Origin of the sequence: Curtobacterium sp. NPDC089185 (genome assembly GCF_040685235.1) — a bacterium.
GTDB lineage: Bacteria > Actinomycetota > Actinomycetes > Actinomycetales > Microbacteriaceae > Curtobacterium > Curtobacterium citri.
Genome location: NZ_JBFBHK010000008.1, coordinates 39412 through 61195, shown reverse-complemented (window position 1 = coordinate 61195; position 21784 = coordinate 39412). Strand labels below are relative to the sequence as shown.

Here is a 21784-nt window from a genome sequence, read left to right as displayed (position 1 = left end):
GGGTCCTCCGTTGTCGGGGCTGGGTGGTCGGGGTCGGTGGCGCGGTGGCGCGGTGGCGCGGCGGGAGTCGGCGGTCAGTGGGCGGCGCGGTGCCCTCCGTCCTGCGGCACGACGAGGAAGTGGACCATCGCGAAGGCGCAGGCGTAGAGGCCGACGAACGTCCACGTCACCGCCTCGCCACCGCCGCCCAGGGCGAGCACGACCGCCACGACCGCGGTGCCGACGAACGCCGCACCGCCCGCCGCCGTCGTGTACACCGCCATGGCCGCGCCCTCGTGCCCGGGGGCGAGCGCCGGCATGATCGCGCCCATCGGCACGAAGCCGGCGAGCATGCAGCCGAAGACGCACCCCGCCACGACCGAGAGCACGTAGCCCCAGTCCGACCCGGCCGGCACGAGCTGCGGGACGTACCACCAGGCGAGCAGGCCCGCGGCGGACCCGACGACGCCGAACCACCGGACGGTGCGCTGCCAGCCGATCCGGTCGCCGACCCAGCCGAACAGCGCGTTCACGAGGATGTTCGTGGCGTAGACGCAGACGGTCATGAGCAGCCACCGCTGCTGGCCCCACCCGCGCTCGTCGGCGATCACGGCGGGCAGGACGACGAACATGCCGAACTCGGGTGCGGTGTCGATCAGCCGGACGGCGAACCCCATCAGGATCCGCGGTCGTGTCGCGAGGAGTCGGATGCCGCTCGTGAGCACGCGCCAGGTGCTCTCGTCCGCGGGGGCGAGGCGCGCGGAGCCGTTCGGCAGGCGGACGCCGAACAGCACGACGAGGAACCCGGCGGTGACCAGGACGACGGAGGCCGCCATCGCCCCGGTCTCGCCGACCGTGCCGCCGCCGAGCGCCGGGATCGCCCCGATCGCGAAGAGCGAGCCGAGCGTCGGCAGGCCGCCGGTGAAGGCGACGTAGAACCAGCCGACCGCCGCGCCGTTCCGCTGCGGCGGCGTGGTGATGCCGACCCAGACCAGGAACGCGAAGGCGAACAGGGGGTAGCCCAGGCCGCGGGCGGTGTACGCGACCGCGGCGAACGGCACGCTGCCGGTGCCGAGCGCCACGAGGAACAGCACCTCCGGCACGACCCAGGCGACGAAGCCGACGACCATCACCCGCCGCGGCCCGACCAGGTCGGACAGGGCGCCCGAGAGGTACGACCCGACGAGGGCGGCGAGGCTGGAGCAGGTGACGATCGCCGCGACGGTGGTCTCCGGGCTGCCGAGGACCGCGACCACGTGCGGCACGACGAAGTTCGACTCGACCCCGACCCCCGTCATGAAGAGCAGGACGGCGACGAAGCCGAGGGCGAGCGGGCGGGGGATGCCCATCCGGTCCAGTCGGCCCTCGGTCGCTCGGGCGGTGGACGTGCGTCCGGTGGCGGTCGCCCCGGCGGTGGTGGTCGTGGTCGGTCTGGTGCGGGTCGTCGTCGACACGGGCTGGTCCTCCGTCGGTCAGCTGGACGCCCTCGGAACGAGGACGGACCGACCGTACAACGGGAGTACATCAATGCACAATTTCACGTACTGCTACCGTTCCCGTCATGACTGCAGACCACGCCTCAGCCCTCCGTCCGGGTCCCGCCGACGTCGACCTCACGAACGACCTCACCGGTCGCACCGTCCTGGTGACGGGCGGGGCGTCCGGCATCGGCAACGCGATCGCCCGGGCCGCCGCCGGACGCGGTGCCCGGGTCGCGATCGTCGACGTCCGCGCCGACGCCGCCTCGTCCGCGGCCGCCGACCTCCCGCCGACCGGGGGCGGGGCACCACACCTCGGCCTCGCGTGCGACGTCACCGACGACGGCTCGGTCGGACGGACGGTCACCGCGGTGGTCGACGAGACCGGCACCGTCGACGTGCTCGTCAACTGCGCCGGCATCGTGGCGCTGGACGCCGCCGAGGACCTGGGGGCCGACGCCTGGGCACGGACGCTCGACGTGAACCTGACCGGGACCTTCCGGCTCGCGCAGGCCGTCGGTCGGCACATGCTGGCGGCGGGTCGGGGCCGGATCGTGAACATCGCCTCGCAGGCCGCCCACGTCGGGCTCGACCGGCACGCGGCGTACTGCGCGTCGAAGGCCGGCGTGCTCGGGCTCACCCGCGTGCTGGCGCTCGAGTGGGGCGGCCGCGGGGTGACCGTCAACACGGTCTCGCCGACCGTCGTGCTCACCGACCTCGGCCGCGCGGCGTGGGAGAACGAGGCCGGGGTGCGGCACCAGGACGAGATCCCGACCGGACGCTTCGCGACCCCGGCCGAGGTCGCGGCGGCGGTCCTGTTCCTGGCGAGCGACGCCGCCGCGATGGTGAACGGCGCCGACCTCCGGGTGGACGGCGGGTACACGATCCGCTGAGCCCTGCCGACTACGATCGGCGGTGTCCGACCGAGGTGAAGGGTCCCGCCGCATGTCCTCCGAGAGCACGACCGCGACGGAGGGGGCCAGGGGCCGCTTCCCGCTCGACACCGTCTACCAGGCGGCGCGGATGTACTACCTCGAGGACGCCACGCAGGGCGAGATCGCCGAGCGGCTCGGGGTGTCCCGGCCGACCGTCAGCCGACTCGTGTCCGAGGCGCGGCGCGCCGGGCTCGTCCGGATCGAGGTCGTCGACCCCTTCCAGGACGAGACGGTGGCCCTCGCCGAGCGCCTGCAGGTCGTGCTCGGACTCCGCGCCGTGCACCTGGCGGCGGTCACCCACCAGGCGACCCTCGGCGCGGACCTGGCCGGCCCGATCGCGACCGCGGTCGAGGGGATGGGGCTCGTGCCCGGGGACGCGGTCCTGATGTCCTCCGGCCGGACGGTCTCCGACGTCGCGCACGCGGGCATGCCGCCGCTCACGGGCGTGCAGCTCGTGCCGACCGTCGGGGGCCAGGCGGACCCGACGCCCTGGTTCCAGACGAACGAGATCACCCGGGCGGCAGCGCAGCGTTCCGGGGCGATCCCGGCGTTCCTGTTCGCGCAGGCGCTGCCGTCCGCGGCGATGCGGGCGACCCTCGACGAGGACCCGGCGTTCCAGCACGTCGTCGGGCTGTGGGGCCGCGCGAAGGGCGCGTTCCTCGGCATCGGCGCCCCCGTCCTCACCCGCGAGGCGTTCGCCACCGGGCTGCCCGTGGACGACGCCGTGCTGCACGAGGCCGCCGGTGACGTGTGCCTCAACTTCTTCGCAGCCGACGGGTCGCCGGTCGAGTTCCCCGGCAGCGAGCGGATGGTCCGGACCTCGCGGGAGGTCCTGGCCGGGGTCCCGCACGCCGTGGGCGTCGCGGTCGGCGCGGCCAAGGTGACGAGCATCGTCGGTGCCGTGCGCGCCGGCATGGTGAACGAGCTCGTCACCGACGCGGCGACCGCGCGCGCCCTGCTCGACACCCTGGGGTGACGGCGTCCCCGACCGGCGGACGGGAGGCACGGTGCGGGCTCGCACCGTGCCTCCCGTGCGTCACCGGTCACGACCACCGTCCGCAGGAGCGAGGTCACCGGGCGTCCGTAGGGTGGGCGCATGCGACTGCTGCTCATCCGCCACGGCCAGACCCCCGCCAACGTGAACGGCGTCCTCGACGCCGAGGTGCCCGGCCCCGGGCTGACCGAGCTCGGGCAGCGGCAGGCCGACGCGCTGCCGGCAGCCCTGGCCGACCGGGGGATCGAGCGGCTCTTCGTCTCCTCGATGGTCCGGACGCAGGTCACCGCCGCACCCCTCGCCGCCGCACTCGGGCTCGAGCCGGAGGTGCTGCCCGGGCTCCGGGAGATCGAGGCCGGCGACCTGCAGGGCAAGCACGACCGGACGTCGGTGCAGATGTACATCTCGACCGTGCACGGGTGGTCCGCCGGCGACCGTGCCAGCCGGATGCCCGGCGCCGAGAGCGGCGAGGAGTTCTTCGCCCGGTACGACGAGGCGGTGCGGCACGTCGTCGCCTCCGGGGTCGGCGTCGCCGCGGCGTTCAGCCACGGTGCCGCGATCCGGACGTGGGCGAGCGCCGTCGCGCAGAACACCCCGGACGAGTTCGGGACGCAGCGCCACCTGGAGAACACCGGCATCGTCGAGGTCGAGGGCTCCTTCGAGGACGGCTGGCGCCTGGTCGACTGGGAGGGCGAGCCGGTCGGCGGCGACGAGCTGATCGACCGGACGGCGCAGGACCCGACCGGCGAGCGCTTCTGACCCGACCACGTGACGGACGGGAGGCGCGGTGCCAGCCGGCACCGCGCCTCCCGTCCGGTTGCGTGGGGACTACGCGGGCTGCGCCGCCGTGTGCAGCGGGACGACCACACCGTGCGACTCGCGCAGCACGTCGAGAGTGCGCTGGACCTCGTCCGCGCGCTCCTCGGTGGTCCAGCCGAGCGACCCGGCCATGACGTCAGCGAGCTCGTCGAGCAGGTCGACCGTCACGCCACCGACGAACGCGAGGTTCGTGCGTCGCAGCACCACGTCCACCAGGTGGACCGCCTGCTCGTGCTCGGCGAAGTAGGCGACCTCGGCGCGGGTGAGCGACGGGTCCGACTCGAGCGCCTCGACCGGGCCGTCGGTCAGGACGTCCACGACCTCGGCGGCACGGGTGCCGTAGCGCTCGAGCAGACCGTCGACGAGCTGCTCGTCGAGGCCGTCGCGGTGCGACTTGATCCACAGGGCACGCTGGGCGTCCGTGGTCGGGAAGTCCTTGCCGCCGCCGATCGGCATGCCGGTCGTTTCGACCTTCCGGGCCACGCCGAGCTTCGTCGTGACGTCGCTCGACAGGTGCGCCGCGAGGGCACGGAACGTCGTCCACTTGCCGCCGACGAGCGACAGCACGGTGGTCGACGGCAGGCCCGCGATCGGGGTGTCGACGATCCGGTAGTCCCGGGAGACGAAGCCGGGTGCGGTGTCCTCGTGACGGGGGAGCGGCCGGATGCCCGAGTAGCTGTAGACGATGTGGTCGCGGGTGACCTCGATCTGCGGGAAGACGTGCTTGACCAGGCCGAAGAAGTAGTCGATCTCCTCCTCGGTCGTGGTGACGGGCTTCGACGGGTCGGCATCGATGTCCGTCGTCCCGATGAGCACGCGGCCCTTGAGCGGGTAGATGAGGACGATGCGCCCGTCGTTGTTCTCGAAGAACAGCTCGCGGCCCTTGGTCGCCTCGAGCAGCTCGTCGTTCTGCACGACGATGTGGGAGCCCTTCGTGCCGCCCATGTACTTGGTCTCGCCGCCGAACGCCTGGTTCGTCAGGTCGGTCCAGGGCCCGGACGCGTTCACGACGACCTCGGCCGAGAAGACGAACTCCTCGCCGGTCTCGCGGTCGCGCAGCACGACGCCGCCGTCGCGGGTACCGGCTGCCTCGACGTAGTTGACGGCGCGGGCGGTCGCGGCGCTGCCGGTGCCCTGCGCGGCGGCCAGGCCGTCCTTGAGCACGTCGAGGGCCAGGCGCTCCGGCTCGTGCACCGACGCGTCGTAGTAGGTGCCGGTGTACTTGAGGTCCTTGTTCAGGGCCGGCATGTCCTCGAGCGCGGCCTTCTTCGTGCGGAACACGTGCTTCGGCACCGAGCCGCCGTCGCGGGAGAAGGAGTCGTAGATCGTCATGCCGATCTTGATGAGCATCGCGCCGCGCTCCTTCGTGGAGCGCTGCTTGTGCGTGAGCATGCGCAGGGGGGCGTTCATGATGCCGGAGAACGTCGAGAAGATCGGCATCGTCGTCTGCAGCGGCTTGACGTAGTGCGGGGCGATGCGGATGAGGCCGTTGCGCTCCTGCACGCTCTCGCGCACCAGGCGGAACTCGCCGTTCTCGAGGTAGCGGATGCCACCGTGGATCATGTGGCTCGACGCGGCGGACGCACCGCCGGCGTAGTCGCCGCGCTCGACGAGCACGACGTCGACGCCCTGCAGGGCGAGGTCGCGGAAGGTGGCGATGCCGTTGATGCCGCCACCGACGACGAGGACCTGTGCGGTCGGGCGCTCGGTGAGCGCGGAAACGGTGTTCCGGGGCTGCGTCTTCTTCGACATGGTGCGTCGCTTCCTTGGGTCGGTTCCGTGGGACGGCTTCGATCGTGCGCCTCCGTGAGAGGTCGGGCAACTCACGTGCACGAACGTGCAGAACACCTGTCGGCGTCAGCAGCGGGGCGGGCAGGCGCGACCGGGAGGCGCGACCGGGGTTGCAGAGGCCGTGCACGTCCGTGCATGCTCGGTTCCCATGAGCGACGCGGCGCAGCCGATGCGGACCCAGCAGGCGCTGCGCGCCGCGCACCTGTACTACCTGCAGGACCTGACGATGGACGCCATCGCCGACGAGCTCGGGACGTCGCGCTCCTCGGTGTCGCGCCTGCTGAAGTACGCCAGGGACACCGGGCTCGTGGATATCCAGATCCGCTCGCCGCTGGACCAGGCCGCCGCGCTGAGCCGGAACATCCGCGCGCGGTTCGGCGTGCACGCGCACGTCGTGCCGGTGCCGGACCACACGAGCGACGTCGACCGGCTCGAGCGCGTCGCCCTGAGCGCCGCACGGATCCTCACGCAGTACGTCGAGTCGAACATGGTGATCGGCATCTCGTGGGGCTCGACCGTGAGCGCCGTCAGCCGGTACCTCGTGCCGAAGACCACGCACGGGTCGACGGTCGTGCAGATCAACGGGGCCGCGAACACCCGGACCACGGGCATCGTCTACGCGTCCGAGATCCTCCGTCGGTTCGGTGAGGCCTACGGCGCCTTCGTGCAGCAGTTCCCGGTGCCGGCGTTCTTCGACGACCCGGCGACGAAGGAGATGCTGTTCCGCGAGCGCTCCATCCGCCGGGTGCTCGACCTGCACGAGCGGATGGACCTCGTGGTGTTCGGCGTCGGCGCGCCGCAGGCCCCGGTGCCCTCGCACGTCTACTCCGGCGGCTACCTCGACCCGGCGGACCGCGACGAGCTGACCGAGGCGGGCGTCGTCGGCGACGTGTCGACGGTGTTCTACCGCGCCGACGGGTCGTGGAAGGACATCGGGGTGAACGCCCGCGCGGGGGCGCCGGACCTCGACACGATCAAGCGGTCGCCCCGGCGGGTGTGCGTGGTGGCCGGGCGGTCCAAGGCGGCCTCACTGAAGGGCGCGCTCGCCGCGGGGCTCATCACCGACCTCATCCTCGACGAGAGCGTGGGGCAGGCGATCCTGCAGCCCTGAGTCAGGGCCTGACGTACTTTGTCGGTGGTCGCCCGTACGTTCTGGTGCATGGTGCTTCCTCGCGATACCGGTCAGCCGGCTCCCGACACCACGCGCCCGGCGGCCCCGTCGTCGGCGCCGTCGAACGGGTCGTCGCACGACGATGCGCGCTACTTCCGACGGCTCGTCGGCAGCGACGTGGACGAAGCCCTGGCCTTCTTCACGGGCGACTACGACTTCCGGACGCCGCGGGTCCGACGGACCCGGCAGCGCCCGCACTGGGACTTCGCCGGCGTCGGTGACGAGCGCATGTCGCTGCGGTCGTCCCGCTTCCTGGTCGACCTCCGGACGGAGAGCATGGTCGACGACCAGTTCCTCGTCGCGTGGCTGCGGTCGGGCTCGAGCACGATCACCCACGGCGGCCGGTCGATCGACCTCGAGCCGGGTGTCCCCGTGGTGCTGCCCTTCGCCGAGGCGTACGAGCTGCACCACCGCGACATCGGCCTGAACCTCGTGCACCTCGACCGCGACCACGTGCAAACGACCGTCGGTGACCCGGAGTTCGCGTTCGAGGCGATGCGGCGACCGACGGCCGAGGGCATCCGGACGTGGCAGGCCGCCGTCCGTGCCCACGCGTCGACGTGGCTCGACGTCGAGCACCGGATGACACCGACCGTGCAGCGGACCATCACGGACGCCTTCGTCGCCGCCGCGGTCGAGGCGTTCCCGCGGCGCGACCGCTGGCAGTCGTCCGTCCACGGCAACGGCCCGGAGCACGACCGGCTCCGCCGCGCGCTCGAGTACGTGCACGCCCACGCGCGTGACGCCATCGGCACCCCGGAGATCGCCGCCGCCGCCGGGTTGAGCGCCCGCGGGCTGCAGCAGTCGCTCCGTCGGCACCTCGACCAGACCCCGGGTGACCTGCTGCGGAGCGTCCGGCTCGACGGTGCTCGCGGCGACCTGCTGCGCGGCGACCGCGACGAGACGAGCGTCGCGGACATCGCTCGGTCGTGGGGGTTCGGGCACCTCGGTCGGTTCTCGGCGACGTACCGCGCGCGGTTCGGCGAACTGCCGAGCGAATCGCTCCGGACGCGCTGACACCCGGTTCGGCCGAGCCGGCGACCGACGAGCCGGTGCCGAACGTCATCGCATCGAACGCCGCCGGTCTGCGCAGATGTTCGGCCGCAACGTGGTCGAAACGAATCCGAGCGCATCGTGGAAGGGACCTGCACCGCCCACGAAGGAGTCCGTGATGCTCATCGGCGTCCCCACCGAAGTCAAGAACAACGAGTACCGCGTCGCGGCCACCCCGGCCGGCGTGGGTGAGCTCACGCTGCACGGGCACGAGGTGCTCGTCCAGGCCGGAGCGGGGGACGGCTCGTCCTTCGCCGACGACGAGTACCGGGCCGCGGGCGCGACCGTCGTCGGCACCGCCGCCGAGGTGTGGGAGCGCGCCGACCTCGTGCTCAAGGTCAAGGAGCCGGTGGCGTCCGAGTACGACGCGATCCGTCCCGGCCAGGTGCTCTTCACCTACCTGCACCTCGCGGCCGACCGCCCCCTGACCGACGCGCTCGTGGCCTCCGGCGCGACCGCGATCGCGTACGAGACCGTGCAGCTGCCCGACCGGTCGCTGCCGCTGCTCTCGCCGATGTCGGAGATCGCCGGGCGCCTGTCCGTGCAGGTCGGGGCCCACCAGCTCATGCGGACGAACGGCGGTCGCGGCCTGCTCCTCGGCGGCGTGCCCGGCACCCCGCGCGGCCGGGTCGTCGTGATCGGCGGCGGCGTCGCGGGCGAGCACGCGGCGACGATGGCGCTCGGCCTCGGTGCCGAGGTCACGGTGTTCGACATCAGCCTGCCCCGCCTCCGAGCGCTCGACGCCCGGTTCGACGGACGCATCACGACGCTGCGGTCCTCGTCGCACGCGATCGCGGACGCCCTGCGCGACGCGGACCTGGTGATCGGGTCGGTGCTCATCCCGGGGGCCTCGGCGCCGAAGCTCGTCACCGACGCCATGGTCGCCGACATGCGCCAGGGGGCGGTGCTGGTCGACATCGCGATCGACCAGGGCGGCTGCTTCGAGGGGTCGCGGCCGACCACGCACGACGACCCGACGTTCCGCGTGCACGACGCCGTCTACTACTGCGTGGCGAACATGCCCGGCGCGGTGCCGCGCACGAGCACGATCTCGTTGACGAACGCGACGCTGCCGTACGCGCTCGCGATCGCCGACCAGGGCTGGGAGCAGGCGACCGCCGCCGATCCGGCGCTCGCGAAGGGCGTGAACGTGCACGCCGGTCGCGTGGTGAACGAGGCCGTCGCCGCTGCCCACGGCCTGGCGCCGGCGGGCCGCTGACGCGCCGGCGCGCACGCCGCTACGCCGTGCGCGCCGGGGAGCCCGCGCGAGCACGAGCCCAGCCGGTGCGGGTGCGGACCACGAGCGTGGTGACCACCACGACGGCGACGGCGACGACCGACGTCACGGCGGTCGGCACCGACACGAGCGGGCCGTCGAGCCGCGCGACCGCGACCCAGGCGAGCCCCCACCCGAGCGCCGCGGTCGGGGCCAGGCGTCCGCCACCCCACACCGCGAGTGCGACGCCGACGAGCCCGGCCACCGCGGCGACGAGCACGCCCCACGCGTCCTGCCCGAGCCCGAGGCCCCGGAAGCCCGCGGCCGTGAGCACCGCAGCGGTGTTCGCCGCCGTCGCGACGCACACCCACCCGAGGTAGAGCCCGAACGTGCCGTCCGTGACGACCGCTTCGACGGTGCCCGACGGACGGGTGCGACGGAGCACCACGAACGCCCACGCGAGCACGGCGAGCAGCGCGACGATGATCGGCTCGCTCGCCCACAGGAACCCGAACTGCACCGACAGGATCCACGCGGCGTTGAGGAGCAGCGAGAGCACCGCGGGGACGAACAGCCGCTCGTGCCGCTCGTCGTCGGCGGTCCGGAAGCACTGCCGCACCGCGTAGGCGATGAGCCCGACGTAGACGACGCTCCAGATCGAGAACGCGGGACCGTCCGGCGCGATGGCCGTCGACGACGCCGAGAGCGCCCCGCCCGCCGCGTCCTGGATCGGGGTCCCGCCCGCGGCACCCGAGCCGACGAACGCCCCGACGACCGCCACGACCGCACTCACGGCGATCGCGATGCGCTTCCAGATCTTCCTCATGTCCACTCCGTTCGTCAGCATGCTGATGAAATCGACCGTACGACGTCGACCGGCCGCGCGCGCAGCCGGCGCCCAGGAGCGCGGGGGACGGCAGCGGAGCGTCGCACGGGTGCGTACGGTGGCCTCGTGACCGTCGCGCTCAACACCGTCTACGTCGACCGGATCGCGCCGATGGCGTGCCCCTCGCTCGACGACACCTTCCGGCTGGTCGGCGAGCAGGGCGCCAGCGCGTGCATCGTGCTGCACGAGCCGGACGCCCAGGAGCTCGGCGACGTCGCGGTGGCCCTCGGTCTGCACGAGCTCGCGGTCGAGGACGCCGCCGAGGGACACCAGCGCCCGAAGCTCGAGCGGTACGGCTCGACGCTCTTCACCGTCCTCAAGCCGGCGGTCTACCACGACGGTGCGGAGGAGGTGGAGTTCGGCGAGGTGCACGCCTTCGTCGGGCAGGACTTCTTCCTCGCGGTCGTCGCCGCCGACCCGCGCGGCCGCGACGCCGTCCCGCGGGCCCTGCAGCGCATGAGCGGCAAGCCCGGTCTGGTCACGGCCGGACCGCAGGCGCAGCTCTGGGCGCTCATGGACTCGATCGTCGACGGCTACGCGCCGGTCATCGACGGGCTCGAGGAGGACATCAACCAGATCGAGGACCAGCTGTTCGCCGGTGTCACCGGGGTGTCGCGGCGCATCTACGAGCTGTTCGGCGAGGTCGTCGACTTCCAGCGCGCGGCGCGGCCCCTCATCGGCATCATCGAGAACCTGCACCGGGGTGCCGAGAAGTACCACCTGCCCGTGGAGCTCCAACGTCGGTTCCGCGACGTGCTCGACCACGTCATCCGCACGGTCGAGCGGCTCGACACCTTCCGGCAGCTCCTGCAGAACGCCCTGACGGTCGACTCGACGCTCGCGGCGCAGAAGCAGAACGACGACACGAAGCGCATCTCCGGCTGGGCCGCGATCCTGTTCGCGCCGACGCTCATCGCGGCGATCTACGGCATGAACTTCACGCACATGCCCGAGCTGTCGTGGACCTGGGGCTACCCGCTGTCCATCCTCGCGATGGTGCTGTTCGCGGTGGTCCTGTTCGTGGTGTTCAAGGTCAAGCGCTGGTTCTGATCCCCGTGCGCTGACCGCTCCCACGCGCGTCGGGTTGCGGCAGCGTGCACGGACCGGAAGGCTCGACACCGCCAACGACGCCGACCGGAGCACCGATGCCGACCACCACGCCGACCTCGCACGACCTCGTCCACCTCACCGCCGGGGGTGTCTCCCTCGTCCTCGACTGCCGCGCGAACGCGCTCCCCGCCGTCGTGCACTGGGGCGCCGCACTCGGGTCCCTCTCCGACGACGAGCTCGTCGCGCTCGCGGACGCCGACGTCGCCGTCGTGGCGAACAACGAGGCCGACGTCCCCGTCCGCCTCGCCCTGCTGCCGGAACCCCACCGGGGGTGGACGGGTCGTCCCGGGCTCTCCGGCCACCGCGACGGTCGCGACTGGTCGCCCGCCTTCACCGTCACCGCCCTCGACGTCGACGGGAACCGCGTGGTCGCCGACGCCGAGGACACGGTCGCGGGACTGACCGTCCGGGTGACGGTCGAGCTGCTCGGGTCGGGGCTGGTCCGTGCCCGCGCGGCGGTCACGAACGCCGCCGACGGCATGTACACGGTGGACGACCTGACCGTCGCCCTGCCCGTGCCCTCCCGCGCCCGCGAGGTCCTCGACTTCGCCGGTCACTGGGGCAAGGAGCGCACCCCGCAGCGTCGCGCCCTCGTCGTCGGCACGCACGAACGCGACAGCCGCAAGGGTCGGACGGGTGCCGACGCCGCGACCGTCCTCAGCGTCGGGGAGCCCGGCTTCGGCTTCGCCCGCGGCGAGGTCTGGGGCGTGCACACCGCGTGGAGCGGCAACCACCGGCACTTCGCCGAGCGGCTCGCCACCGGTCGCCAGGTCGCCGGGGGCGGCGAGCTCCTGCTGCCGGGGGAGGTCCGGCTCGCGACGGGCGAGTCGTACGAGGGACCGTGGGTCTACGCCGCGTACGGTGACGGCCTCGACGACCAGGCCCGGCGCTTCCACCGCTGGCTGCGCAGTCGGTCCCAGCACCCGTCGACCCCGCGTCCGGTCACCATCAACGTGTGGGAGGCCGTCTACTTCGACCACGACCTCGCGCGGCTGACCGACCTCGCCGAGCGCGCGGCCCGGCTCGGGGTCGAGCGGTACGTGCTCGACGACGGCTGGTTCCGCGGTCGGCGCGACGACCACGCCGGGCTCGGCGACTGGTACGTCGACGAGGACGTCTGGCCCGACGGCCTCGGCCCGATCGTCGACCGGGTCCGCGCACTCGGCATGGAGTTCGGCCTGTGGTTCGAGCCGGAGATGGTCAACGAGGACAGCGACCTCGCCCGGGCGCACCCGGAGTGGATCATGCAGGCCGACGGTCGGCTGCCCGTGCGCTCCCGCGACCAGCAGGTGCTCAACCTCGCGATCCCCGAGGCCTCCGCGTACGTGCTCGAACGGATGACGGCGATCATCGGCGAGTACGGCATCGACTACGTCAAGTGGGACCACAACCGCGACCTCGTCGAGGCAGGGCACCCGGGTGGTGGGGCCGCCGTGCACGAGCAGACCCTCGCGACGTACCGGCTGATGGCGACGCTCAAGGAGCGCTTCCCGTCGCTCGAGATCGAGTCGTGCTCGTCCGGTGGTGCCCGGGTCGACCTCGCCGTGATCGAGCACACCGACCGCGTGTGGGTGTCCGACGACATCGACCCCTCCGAGCGCCAGCAGATGCACCGCTGGACGCAGCAGCTCCTGCCCCCGGAGCTCCTCGGGGCGCACGTCGCCAGCGGCGTGAACCACACCACCGGGCGCTCCCACGACGTCTCCTTCCGTGCGGGCACCGCCCTGATCGGGCACCTCGGCATCGAGTGGGACCTCGCCCGGGCCACCGCGGACGAGGAACGCACGCTCGCGTCGTGGATCACGCTGCACAAGGAGTGGCGTGCGCTCCTGCACGGCGGTCTGCTCGTCCGGGTGGACGAGGTCGACCCGACGCGGCTCGTGTACGGCGTGGTCGCCGAGGACCGCCGCCAGGCGGCGTTCTTCGTCGCCAGCACCGGTCGCTCGGACGTGTCCGGCGTCGGCCGCGTGGTCTTCCGCGACCTCGACCCCGACACGCGGTACCGCGTCGACCCGGTGATCGTCGGTGCGGGCGACGACGTGCGGGCGCCCGCGTGGTGGTCCGGTGACCGCGTCTTCACCGGCCGCGTGCTCGAGCAGGTCGGCCTGCAGCCGCCCCTCGTGCCGGCCGACCGCGTGGTGCCGTTCCGCGTGACGGCCGTCTGACCGTGACGTGACCCGCTGCCGGACGGGAGGCGCGTTGCGACACCGCCACGGGCCTCCCGTCCGGCCACCGGTCACCTGCCGGGCCGGGGGCGGCCCCGACGGGCCGCTAGGCTTCCGGACATGCCGCAGACCGGGAACGCGACACGCACGACCACGCCGGTCTGGGCCCTCAAGCTCGCCGTGATCACCGCCCTCGTGGGCATCGCCGGCGGTGTCGCGGGCATCTCGGTGTGGCTCGCACTGCAGGCGATCCAGTTCGTGGCGTTCGGTTACCCGTTGGGCGGGCACCGCGAGGCGGCGGACGCGCCCTCGGGGCTGAACCGCTTCCTCGCGCTCACCGCGGCCGGCGTGCTCACCGGGGTCGCGTGGTGGGCGATCCGGCGCTGGGCGAAGCCCGTCGTGTCGGTGACCGCCGCCGTCGGGGGCAAGCGGATGCCCGCGCTCGCCACGGTCGCCAACGCCGCCGTGCAGATCCTGGCGGTCGGGCTCGGCGCCTCCATCGGCAAGGAGGTCGCGCCCCGCGAGATCGGTGCCTGGCTGTCGCAGCTCGTCACGGCGCGCGCCGGTCTGACCGCGCGCGAGACCCGCATCCTCGTCGCCTGCGGCGCGGCAGCCGGTCTGGCGGCCGTCTACGACGTCCCGCTCGGCGGCGCGCTGTTCGCCGTGGAGGTCCTGCTCGGCGAGCTGACCTTCGCGACCGCGCTGCCGGCGTTCGCGACGAGCGCGATCGCGGCCTTCACGGCACGGCTCGTGATCCCGGACGAGGTGCTGTACCACGTGCCGGCGATGCACATGTCGCCGTCGCTGCTCGTCTGGGCGCTCGTCGTCGGACCGCTCCTCGGCTTCGCGGGCGTCGGCTTCGTCAAGCTCACGAACCGGCTGCAGGGGATGGCGCCGAAGGGGTGGCACCTGCTCGTCGTGCTGCCCGTCGTGTTCGCGATGGTCGGCCTCATCGCGGTGCCGTTCCCGGAGATCCTCGGGAACGGCCGGGCACTCGGGCTCGTGGCGATGAACGCGACCACCGAGGAACCCGAGTTCGCCGGGCTGTCGCCGATCGTGTTCCTGCTGCTCCTCGCCGTGATCCGCACCATCACGACCTCGGCGACCATCGGCGCCGGTGCCGTCGGTGGCACGCTGACGCCGTCCATCGCCATCGGGTCCGCCGCCGGCGCCGCGCTCGGCGGGCTGTGGGTGCTGCTCTGGCCCGCCGACGGGTCGAACCTGGCGGCCTTCGCGTTCGTCGGCGCGGCGGCGTTCCTCGCGACGACGATGCGGGCGCCGTTCACCGCGCTCGTGCTCGTCGTCGAGTTCACCCAGGAGGGCACGGACATCCTCATCCCGTCGCTCCTCGCGATCACCGGTTCGGTGGCCGTCGGGTACCTGCTCGCCCGCCGGCGCAGCGCGCAGATGGCCTAGGCGCGCCCGACTCCCGTGTCCCGACGCCCGGTCCGGACACGGGCGTGGACCGCGCCTAGCATCGACCGCAGGTCGGGGCAGCGGGCCCCGCACGAGCTGAGGAGCATCCCGTGGCAGGGTTCGACGACATCACGAAGAAGGCGCAGGAGTTCCTGAAGGACGGCAAGGTCCAGGACGCCCTGAAGAGCGAGAAGGCCGAGGACGTCAGCGACAAGATCCTCGGTGGCGTGGCCGACGCGGTGAAGAAGGCCACCGGCGGCAAGTACGACGACAAGATCGACGGCGCCCGCGAGCAGGCCGACAAGCGCATCGGCAACGAGTAGCACCGGCGCTTCCGCTCACAGCGATTGGACGGAGCGGGCGCGACGGACCACGATTGTGGGGTGACCGTCCTCGCTCCGAACCAGCCGCTGACCCACGCCGAGGTCGCCGCGATCAAGCGGGACTTCCCGATCCTCCAGCAGGAGGTGAACGGGCGTCCGCTCGCCTACCTCGACTCCGGGGCGACGGCCGAGCGACCGCGGCAGGTGCTCGACGCCGAACGACGCTTCCTCGAGCAGGACAACGCAGCCGTGCACCGTGGCGCGCACACGCTCGCGGCGCTCAGCACCGACGCCTACGAGGACGCGCGTGCCACGGTCGCCGGCTTCGTCGGGGCGGCGTCGCCGTCGCAGGTCGTCTGGACGGCGAACGCCACCGACGCCCTCAACCTCGTGGCGTACGGCATCGCCAACGCCAGCCGGGGTCGCGGTGGAGCCGCCGCCGAGCGCTTCCGCATCGGCCCGGGCGACGAGGTCCTCGTCACCGAGGCCGAGCACCACGCGAACCTCGTCCCGTGGCAGGAGCTCGCGGCCCTGACCGGTGCGACGCTCCGCTGGGTGCCGGTCGCCGACGACGGCACGTGGACCGCCGACGACGCGACCTCGCGCATCACCGACCGGACCCGGGTCGTCGCCTTCGCGCACGTGTCGAACGTCACCGGCATGATCGCGCCCGTGGCGGAGGTCGTCGCCGCAGCGCACGAGCACGGCGCCCTCGTCGTGCTCGACGCCTGCCAGTCGGCGCCGCACCGTCCGCTCGACGTGCAGCAGCTCGGCGTCGACTTCGCCGCGTTCTCCGGGCACAAGATGCTCGGGCCGAACGGCATCGGCGTGCTCTGGGGTCGGGGCGAGCTCCTCGACGCGCTGCCCCCGTTCCGCACGGGCGGATCGATGATCACGACCGTGACGATGGAGTCGTCCGAGTTCATGCCCGCTCCCGAGCGCTTCGAGGCGGGCACGCAGCCCGTGTCCCAGGCCGTGGCGCTCGCCGAGGCCGTCCGGTACCTGCAGGCCATCGGCACGGACCGGGTCCGTGCCCACGAGGAGCAGCTCGCCCAGCGCATGCTCGAGGGCCTCGCCGCGGTGCCCGGCATCCGCGTCGTCGGTCCGCCCGCCGGGGTCCCGCGGTCCGGGCTCGTGGCGTTCGACGTCGACGGCGTGCACGCCCACGACGTCTCGCAGTACCTCGACGCGCAGGGCATCGCCGTGCGCTCCGGCCACCACTGCGCCCAACCGCTGCACCGTCGCCTCGGCCTCGTGGCGACCAGCCGCGCGAGCACGTACGTGTACACGACCGAGGAGGACGTCGACCGGTTCCTCGCGGCCGTCGCGGAGATCCGCGGCTACTTCGGAGCAGCCTCGTGAACGGGCTCGACTCGCTCTACCAGCAGGTCATCCTCGACCACGCGAAGGCCCGACACGGTGACACCGTGCTCGTCGACGCCGACGCGTCGCACTTCGAGCGGAACCCGACCTGCGGCGACGAGATCACCGTGAGCATCCGGCTCCAGCCGGGCACCGACCGCATCGCCGCGGTCGCGTGGCAGGGCGACGGCTGCTCGATCTCGATGGCGTCGGCATCGGTCCTCACCGACATGGCACCCGGGCGCACCGTCCCGGAACTGCTCGAACTGACCGAGGCGTTCCGGACGATGATGCGGTCGCGTGGCGCGGGGGAGCCCGACGAGGACACCCTCGAGGACCTCGTGGCGTTCCACGGCGTCTCGAAGTTCGTCATGCGGGTCAAGTGCGGCATGCTCGCCTGGGTCGCCGCCGAGGCCGCCGCCCGCGAGGCCACCGCCGCGTGACGGGCACGGGGGACCAGGTCGCGGCGGACGCCGCGCGGGACCACCGGCGCTCCGGCCGGACCGCCGTCGCGGCCGCGCTGCTGACGTGCGCCGTCCCGGTCGTCATGCTGCTGAACGTGGTGGGCACGTGGACCCTGTACGGCCCCGACGAGACCCCGGCGCACGTCCGGACCTACGAGCTGCTGCTGGTCGCCACGCCCGTCCTGGTCGTCGTCGCCGTCGTGTCAGCGGTGCGCAGCTGCGTCCGCTGGCCGGCGTTCGTCGCGCTCACGATGGTCCCGATCGTGCTCGTCGCCGCGTGGGTGCTCGCGGTGCCGCAGGGACGGTGGGCCGACATCCCGAGCCTCAGCAACGACACACCCGCCTGCTGGAGCGGCACCGACAGCTGCGCCGAGTCCGGCGGCTGAGCCCGCCGCTCGCGTCGCCCCGACCGGCCGGCCGGTGGAGAGGCGATCCGCGGCGGACGTGGGTGGCGGGGCGGAGTCGGGGCGGGCCTCCCGGCCGTGTCACGGAGCGTCACGAGGCGTGACGGACGCGCCGGACGCACGTAGCGTCACCGCCGTGACGGACACGACGAACGAGCCCCGGCAGATCCGCTTCAACGCGTTCGACATGAACTGCGTCGCGCACCAGTCCTCCGGACTGTGGCGGCACCCCCGCGACCGCTCGCGGCACTACAACGACCTGTCGTACTGGACGGACCTGGCGCAGCTGCTCGAACGCGGGCACTTCGACGGCATCTTCATCGCCGACGTCCTCGGGACGTACGACGTGTACGGCGGCACGAACGAGGCTGCCCTGCGCACCGGGTCGCAGGTGCCGGTGAACGACCCGATCCTGCTCGTCTCGGCGATGGCCGCGGTGACCGAGCACCTCGGCTTCGGCATCACTGCGGGGACCGCGTACGAGCACCCGTACCCGTTCGCGCGGCGCATGTCGACGCTCGACCACCTGACGAAGGGCCGCATCGGCTGGAACGTGGTCACCGGGTACCTGCCGAGTGCCGCCCGGAACATGGGACACACCGACCAGCTGAGCCACGACGACCGCTACGACGTGGCCGACGAGTACCTCGAGGTGCTCTACAAGCTGTGGGAGGGGTCGTGGGAGGACGACGCCGTCGTCGAGGACCGCGAGACCGGTGTCTTCACCGACCCGGCGAAGGTCCACCCGATCGAGCACCACGGCACGCACTTCGACGTGCCCGGCATCCACCTGTCGGAGCCGTCCGTGCAGCGGAGCCCCGTCGTCTACCAGGCGGGCGCATCGCCCCGCGGGATCCGTTTCGCTGCGGAGAACGCCGAGGCCGTCTTCGTCGGTGCGCCGACGATCCCGCAGCTCGCGGCCACGGTGGGGAAGATCCGCGACGCCCTCGAGGCCGCCGGCCGCGACCGGTACGCGGCGAAGGTCTACACGCTGTTGACCGTCATCACCGACGAGACCGACGAGGCCGCGCAGGCGAAGTACCGCGACTACCTGTCGTACGCGTCGGCCGAGGGCGCGCTCGTGCTCAACTCGGGGTGGATGGGCGTCGACCTGTCGCAGTACGACCTCGACGAGCCGCTCGGGAACATCGAGTCGAACGCGATCCAGTCGACGGCCGCGAACCTGTCCGCGGCGACGGGGGAGGACGGGGCAAACTGGACGGTCCGGGACATCGCCGAGCACACCGCGATCGGTGGACTCGGGCCGGTGGCCGTCGGGTCGGGGGCGACCATCGCCCAGCGGCTGATCGACATCCAGGAGCAGACCGACGTCGACGGGTTCAACCTGGCGTACGCGGTCACCCCCGGCACGTGGGAGGACGTCATCGAGTTCGTCGTCCCCGAGCTCCGTGCCCGCGGGGCGTACCCGGAGGAGTACGTGGCGGGGTCCCTGCGCCAGAAGCTGTTCGGCCGCGGGGACCGGCTCCCCGAGGAGCACCGTGCGGCGCAGTACCGCTCGGGGGTCCGCGCGGCGGTCTGAGCGTCGACGGTCACGGTGCGACGTAGGGTGGTCCGGTGATCGGGACCACCTTCGTCGTGCGCACCGCGACCGGGGCGGACGCGGCCTGCGTCGACCTGTGGGTCGCGGCCGTGGCCGACCGTGACGGTCTGCCCGCCTCGCCGGCGGTCCGCGAGCGCGCCCGGACGAAGTTCGCCGCCGACCGTGTCGCCCTCGTGGTGGCGGACGACCCCGCCGGAGCACCGGTCGGCTTCGCCCTGGTCACGGCCCCCGGTACCGGTGGCACCCCGAGCGACGCCGCGTACCTCAGCCTGCTCGCGGTCGCGCCGACCGCGCAGGGGCACGGGCTGGGCCGCCGGCTGCTCGCCGCAGCGGTGGCGGCCGCGGCCGAGGCCGGGCACGCGCAGTGCGAGCTGCACGTGCTCGACGACAACGCGCCGGCACTGGCGCTCTACGCCAGCGCCGGGTTCCGGCCCGTCGGTGACTCCTTCCCCCACGCCCTGAGCGGTCGGCCGACCCGGGTCTGGCGGACCGGCGCGGACCGGTGAGGTGAGGCTGTCCTCACCAGGAAACCCCAGGTCAGGCATGCCTCACCTTGCTGGCGCGCGGCGCACGAGCGTGATTCGATTGCCCCCATGTCGACCGCATCGGACCTCTCGCTCCCCGTCTCGGAGCACGACGACGCCGCCAGCGCCGCGCGACTCAACTGGCTCCGCGCCGGACTGCTCGGCGCGAACGACGGCATCGTCTCCGTGGCGGCCGTGCTCGTCGGCGTCGCCGGCGCGGGAGCGGGCACGGGGCCGGTGGTGGCCGCGGGGACGGCGGCGCTCGTCGGCGGTGCGATCTCGATGGCGCTCGGCGAGTACATCTCGGTGAGCGGCGCGCGTGACGCCCAGCGCACCGGGCAGGCCGCGGAGCAGGCGAAGCTCGAGGCCGACGCCGAGGATGCCCCCGCGCTCGCCGCGCACTACCGGTCGCTCGGGGTCGAGGAGTCGGTGGCGGTGGCGGTCGCCCGGGAGCTCGCGCGACCGGAGGTCCGCCGCCGCCGGGCCGAGGCCGCCCTGCGGGACGCCGAGGACGAGGTCGTGAGCCCGTGGCGTGCCGCCTGGGTCTCCGCCGCGACGTTCACGGTCGGGGCCCTGCTGCCGTTCCTCGCGATGCTGTTCGCCCCGGAAGCCGCGCGGGTGCCGGTCACGGTGACGGCGTCGCTCGTCGCGCTCGCGCTCACCGGGACCACCGGTGCGGTGCTCGGCGGCGCCCGGCGGGGGCGTGCGGCGTTGCGGGTCGTGGTGGGCGGGGCGCTCGCGCTCGCGGCGACGTACGTGGCCGGGGCGCTGCTCGGGACGCACGCGCTGTGAGGGCTCGGGTGCGGTAGATCTCGGACGACGAGTCCTGACCGTGCTCCCGGAGGCGGCGCGGCGGAGCGCGCGGCTCCCTGTGGCGCCTGGCGCCGCGGACGCCACCGGTGTCAGTACCGCGTCAGCGGGGTGTGAGTGGTCGGGCGGATGGTGGTCCCACCGACACGAGGAGTCCCCATGACCCGCATCCTGATCTCCGGCGCCAGCATCGCCGGTCCCGCCCTCGCCTTCTGGCTGCACCGCTCCGGCCACGACGTGACCGTCGTCGAGAAGAACGACGGCATCCGGCCCGGTGGACAGGCGGTCGACTTCAAGGGCGCGACCCACATGCAGGTCCTCCGGGAGATGGGGATCCTCGACGAGCTCCGTCAGTACGACATCCGCGACGAGGACGCCGCGATCGTCGACGAGCACGGTCGCACGATCGGGGTCGCGCCCGGTGGATTCGGCTCCGGCGAGCTCAACGTCCCCCGGGACACGATCGCGACCGTCCTGTACGAGCGGACGAAGGACGACGTCGACTACCGGTTCGGGGATCGCATCTCGCGCATGGTCGACGACGGCGAGGGCGTCACGGTGACGTTCCGGAGCGGATCGGTGGAGCGCTTCGACCTGGTCGTCGGTGCCGACGGCGTGCACTCCGGGGTGCGCCGTCTCGTCTGGGGCCCGGAGGAGCAGTTCGTCGAGCACCGCGGACACCACTACGTGCTGGCGGACCTGGACCTGGGCGACGACGACGTCGTGTACAGCCAGCCCGGGATGACGGTCATGCTCGGCGGGTCGAAGGCCCCGACCTTCATCGTCGTCGCCGCAGACCGATTCCCGGGAGCCCGTGACGACGTCGACGAGCAGAAGCGCCAGATCGCGGGCGCACTGCGGGAGGGGCGGTGGCGCATCCCGGAGATCGTCGACCGGTTCGCCGACGCGCGGTCGTTCTACACCGACTCCATCAGCCGGGTGACCGTGGGCCGCTGGAGCCGAGGGCGCGTGGTCCTGCTCGGCGACTCCGCGTGGGGGAACGCCCTGAGCGGGTACGGCACGGGCCTCGCCCTGGTCGCCGCGTACGTGCTGGCCGGCGAGCTGCGTCTGGCGGACGGAGACGTCGCGACGGCCCTGGCGGAGTACGAGGCCCGTTACCGGCCGTACACGGCCGCGTCCCACAAGGTGAACGCCGGCGCGCTCCTGGCACCGAGGACGATGCGGGGGATCCGTCTCCGGAACCTGTTCTTCCGCGCCGCGTCGATCGCGTCGCCCCTCATGCGGCTCCTCGACCTGCCGGCGAAGGGACTCGACCTCCGTCGCTACGAAGGCGCAGCATCGCCCGTTCGGCGGTGAGGCACC

Annotated in this window: 20 protein-coding genes; 17 read left to right on the top strand and 3 right to left on the bottom strand. The window is 72.9% G+C overall.

The window, feature by feature from the left end; translation table 11 throughout:
- Window positions 1-74: 74 nt before the first annotated feature.
- Window positions 75-1433: an RbtT/DalT/CsbX family MFS transporter gene (locus tag AB0N84_RS10410; RefSeq protein WP_363545895.1), complete on the bottom strand. Its 1359-nt coding sequence runs from the start codon at window positions 1431-1433 to the stop codon at window positions 75-77.
- 107 nt (window positions 1434-1540) lie between these two features.
- Between AB0N84_RS10410 and AB0N84_RS10405 the strand changes: the two genes are divergently transcribed.
- From AB0N84_RS10405 to AB0N84_RS10395, 3 genes are all read left to right on the top strand, one after another.
- Entirely contained in the window at window positions 1541-2350 is an 810-nt protein-coding gene (locus tag AB0N84_RS10405; RefSeq protein WP_363545892.1) for a GolD/DthD family dehydrogenase, read from the top strand.
- Between the two features lie 52 nt (window positions 2351-2402).
- A complete protein-coding gene (locus tag AB0N84_RS10400; protein WP_363545889.1) occupies window positions 2403-3368 on the top strand; it encodes a sugar-binding domain-containing protein in 966 nt (321 codons plus the stop codon).
- A gap of 120 nt (window positions 3369-3488) precedes the next feature.
- Window positions 3489-4145, top strand: a complete 657-nt coding sequence (locus AB0N84_RS10395) for a histidine phosphatase family protein (protein ID WP_182045645.1) — start codon at window positions 3489-3491, stop codon at window positions 4143-4145.
- A 69-nt stretch (window positions 4146-4214) separates the two neighbouring features.
- Here the strand turns inward: AB0N84_RS10395 and AB0N84_RS10390 are convergent, their stop codons facing one another.
- The gene (locus AB0N84_RS10390; RefSeq protein WP_363545885.1) at window positions 4215-5957 is read right to left on the bottom strand and encodes a glycerol-3-phosphate dehydrogenase/oxidase; all 1743 of its coding nucleotides are present in this window, start codon (window positions 5955-5957) and stop codon (window positions 4215-4217) included.
- A 187-nt stretch (window positions 5958-6144) separates the two neighbouring features.
- Between AB0N84_RS10390 and AB0N84_RS10385 the strand changes: the two genes are divergently transcribed.
- The 3 genes from AB0N84_RS10385 (at window position 6145) to ald (ending at window position 9439) form a co-directional block, all read left to right on the top strand.
- Window positions 6145-7107: a sugar-binding domain-containing protein gene (locus AB0N84_RS10385; protein WP_069713399.1), complete on the top strand. Its 963-nt coding sequence runs from the start codon at window positions 6145-6147 to the stop codon at window positions 7105-7107.
- Window positions 7108-7155: 48 nt separating this feature from the next.
- On the top strand, window positions 7156-8184 hold the full coding sequence (locus AB0N84_RS10380; RefSeq protein WP_363545882.1) for a helix-turn-helix transcriptional regulator: 1029 nt from the start codon (window positions 7156-7158) through the stop codon (window positions 8182-8184).
- Between the two features lie 154 nt (window positions 8185-8338).
- Complete coding sequence (gene ald / locus AB0N84_RS10375; RefSeq protein ID WP_363545879.1) at window positions 8339-9439, top strand: alanine dehydrogenase; 1101 nt, start codon at window positions 8339-8341, stop codon at window positions 9437-9439.
- A gap of 19 nt (window positions 9440-9458) precedes the next feature.
- On the opposite strand, the gene AB0N84_RS10370 is transcribed toward ald, so the two are convergent.
- Window positions 9459-10262 (bottom strand): tryptophan-rich sensory protein, encoded by an 804-nt coding sequence (locus AB0N84_RS10370; protein WP_182045649.1) that lies wholly within the window; start codon window positions 10260-10262, stop codon window positions 9459-9461.
- Window positions 10263-10388: 126 nt separating this feature from the next.
- Here AB0N84_RS10370 and AB0N84_RS10365 point away from each other — a divergent pair, with 126 nt between their 5' ends.
- The 11 genes from AB0N84_RS10365 (at window position 10389) to AB0N84_RS10315 (ending at window position 21778) form a co-directional block, all read left to right on the top strand.
- Window positions 10389-11372 carry a magnesium and cobalt transport protein CorA gene (locus AB0N84_RS10365; protein WP_069713396.1) on the top strand — a complete coding sequence of 328 codons (984 nt, stop codon included), beginning with the start codon at window positions 10389-10391 and terminating at the stop codon, window positions 11370-11372.
- Window positions 11373-11467: 95 nt separating this feature from the next.
- Window positions 11468-13597, top strand: a complete 2130-nt coding sequence (locus AB0N84_RS10360; RefSeq protein WP_363545875.1) for an alpha-galactosidase — start codon at window positions 11468-11470, stop codon at window positions 13595-13597.
- Between the two features lie 120 nt (window positions 13598-13717).
- Window positions 13718-15013, top strand: a complete 1296-nt coding sequence (locus AB0N84_RS10355) for a chloride channel protein (RefSeq protein WP_363545872.1) — start codon at window positions 13718-13720, stop codon at window positions 15011-15013.
- A 110-nt stretch (window positions 15014-15123) separates the two neighbouring features.
- Window positions 15124-15336, top strand: coding sequence for an antitoxin (locus tag AB0N84_RS10350; protein ID WP_182045652.1), 213 nt, complete (start codon window positions 15124-15126; stop codon window positions 15334-15336).
- A 60-nt stretch (window positions 15337-15396) separates the two neighbouring features.
- The gene (locus AB0N84_RS10345; RefSeq protein WP_363545868.1) at window positions 15397-16698 is read left to right on the top strand and encodes a SufS family cysteine desulfurase; all 1302 of its coding nucleotides are present in this window, start codon (window positions 15397-15399) and stop codon (window positions 16696-16698) included.
- Complete coding sequence (gene sufU / locus AB0N84_RS10340) at window positions 16695-17141, top strand: Fe-S cluster assembly sulfur transfer protein SufU (protein ID WP_289457208.1); 447 nt, start codon at window positions 16695-16697, stop codon at window positions 17139-17141. Before AB0N84_RS10345 ends, sufU begins: the two co-directional genes overlap by 4 nt.
- On the top strand, window positions 17138-17548 hold the full coding sequence (locus AB0N84_RS10335) for a hypothetical protein (RefSeq protein ID WP_363545864.1): 411 nt from the start codon (window positions 17138-17140) through the stop codon (window positions 17546-17548). Before sufU ends, AB0N84_RS10335 begins: the two co-directional genes overlap by 4 nt.
- 205 nt (window positions 17549-17753) lie before the next feature.
- Entirely contained in the window at window positions 17754-19106 is a 1353-nt protein-coding gene (locus tag AB0N84_RS10330; protein WP_182045685.1) for an LLM class flavin-dependent oxidoreductase, read from the top strand.
- Window positions 19107-19141: 35 nt separating this feature from the next.
- Window positions 19142-19633 carry an N-acetyltransferase gene (locus AB0N84_RS10325; protein WP_363545861.1) on the top strand — a complete coding sequence of 164 codons (492 nt, stop codon included), beginning with the start codon at window positions 19142-19144 and terminating at the stop codon, window positions 19631-19633.
- Window positions 19634-19720: 87 nt separating this feature from the next.
- Window positions 19721-20443: a VIT1/CCC1 transporter family protein gene (locus AB0N84_RS10320; RefSeq protein ID WP_069713386.1), complete on the top strand. Its 723-nt coding sequence runs from the start codon at window positions 19721-19723 to the stop codon at window positions 20441-20443.
- 177 nt (window positions 20444-20620) lie between these two features.
- Complete coding sequence (locus AB0N84_RS10315) at window positions 20621-21778, top strand: FAD-dependent monooxygenase (protein WP_363545858.1); 1158 nt, start codon at window positions 20621-20623, stop codon at window positions 21776-21778.
- The last annotated feature ends 6 nt before the right edge of the window (window positions 21779-21784 follow it).

Excerpts from the sequence above, each read along its gene's own strand:
- AB0N84_RS10405 (WP_363545892.1), top strand. The coding sequence starts at position 1,541 with ATGACTGCAGACCACGCCTCAGCCCTCCGTCCGGGTCCCGCCGACGTC.
- AB0N84_RS10400 (WP_363545889.1), top strand. The coding sequence starts at position 2,403 with ATGTCCTCCGAGAGCACGACCGCGACGGAGGGGGCCAGGGGCCGCTTC.
- AB0N84_RS10395 (WP_182045645.1), top strand. The coding sequence starts at position 3,489 with ATGCGACTGCTGCTCATCCGCCACGGCCAGACCCCCGCCAACGTGAAC.
- AB0N84_RS10390 (WP_363545885.1), bottom strand. The coding sequence starts at position 5,957 with ATGTCGAAGAAGACGCAGCCCCGGAACACCGTTTCCGCGCTCACCGAG.
- AB0N84_RS10385 (WP_069713399.1), top strand. The coding sequence starts at position 6,145 with ATGAGCGACGCGGCGCAGCCGATGCGGACCCAGCAGGCGCTGCGCGCC.
- AB0N84_RS10380 (WP_363545882.1), top strand. The coding sequence starts at position 7,156 with ATGGTGCTTCCTCGCGATACCGGTCAGCCGGCTCCCGACACCACGCGC.
- ald (WP_363545879.1), top strand. The coding sequence starts at position 8,339 with ATGCTCATCGGCGTCCCCACCGAAGTCAAGAACAACGAGTACCGCGTC.
- AB0N84_RS10370 (WP_182045649.1), bottom strand. The coding sequence starts at position 10,262 with ATGAGGAAGATCTGGAAGCGCATCGCGATCGCCGTGAGTGCGGTCGTG.
- AB0N84_RS10360 (WP_363545875.1), top strand. The coding sequence starts at position 11,468 with ATGCCGACCACCACGCCGACCTCGCACGACCTCGTCCACCTCACCGCC.
- AB0N84_RS10355 (WP_363545872.1), top strand. The coding sequence starts at position 13,718 with ATGCCGCAGACCGGGAACGCGACACGCACGACCACGCCGGTCTGGGCC.
- AB0N84_RS10330 (WP_182045685.1), top strand. The coding sequence starts at position 17,754 with ATGAACTGCGTCGCGCACCAGTCCTCCGGACTGTGGCGGCACCCCCGC.
- AB0N84_RS10320 (WP_069713386.1), top strand. The coding sequence starts at position 19,721 with ATGTCGACCGCATCGGACCTCTCGCTCCCCGTCTCGGAGCACGACGAC.
- AB0N84_RS10315 (WP_363545858.1), top strand. The coding sequence starts at position 20,621 with ATGACCCGCATCCTGATCTCCGGCGCCAGCATCGCCGGTCCCGCCCTC.